The sequence below is a fragment of the Vibrio sp. 1580 genome (assembly GCF_033340055.1).
In genome coordinates this window covers 1-847 of the sequence record NZ_JAWOVT010000154.1, presented here as the reverse complement: position 1 = coordinate 847, position 847 = coordinate 1, and the positions used below count along the sequence as shown (strand labels likewise).

1 protein-coding gene and 1 pseudogene are annotated in these 847 nt (G+C 43.7%); both read right to left on the bottom strand.

Annotated features, from left to right (window positions below):
• Window positions 1–39: 39 nt before the first annotated feature.
• Entirely contained in the window at window positions 40–591 is a 552-nt protein-coding gene (locus R7093_RS24675; RefSeq protein ID WP_318146947.1) for a hypothetical protein, read from the bottom strand.
• A gap of 32 nt (window positions 592–623) precedes the next feature.
• Window positions 624–847, bottom strand: a pseudogene (locus tag R7093_RS24670) (hypothetical protein); the annotation flags it as partial.

Genomic DNA, 847 nt, shown 5'->3' with positions numbered 1-847 from the left:
ATTCTAGTCGAAGTACATCATTAAAATGCAAGTAAACCATTAACGTCGACGAATTCTTGGCACCGGTTGGATGTTTGGTCGAGTCTGAGGTCTCTGAATATTTGGCTTGGTAATCGGACGCGGCACGTTATGCGTGGGTAATGGCTGTGTCTTCAATGTTGATTCTGGCAACGTCGTTTGTTTTGGTAATGTTTTTGTTTCTACACGCTGGGGACGCTCGTGCCATTTTGCTTGAATCGCTTGTTTTTGTTCATCCGGCAACGTCTGCCAGTGGTTATCCAGTTGTCGCTTCATGTTATCGAAGTTGGCGTTCATATCACCATCTTTCCAATCTTCAACTTTGTCTTTAATTGACTGTTGTTGATCGTCGTCGAGACCATTCCACCATACCTCGAGCTTTTCTCGATGGTCATGTCCGTTGTCACAGCAACCCGGATAATAGTAAATCCAATAGTCATCGTGACCATACCACCAAGGGTCGTAATACCCACTCGAATAATAGACAGATGAAGAACCAGTTGAAGGAGACGAGCATCCCACCAGCACTGTACCGCACAACAATACCAACAAACCCGCTTCTAGCTTCTTCATACTGACTCTCCTCTTTACTCTACATTGTATACTTACATCAGCTTTTTCGCTTTGTTGATGGACTCGATGATCGTCACTCTGTCTAAATTGGGGTCATTGGAATCTAGGAGTAGAACCCAAGTATCGATGGCTTCTTGAAAGCGGAAAGAAATGAAGTGATCGTTCGCTATCAACGACAATGCGGCTTCATTATAAGGTTCAAGTTGCAACGCCTGTTCTAATAGTAAACTGACTTCATCAGTCATCGCTTGTTTAT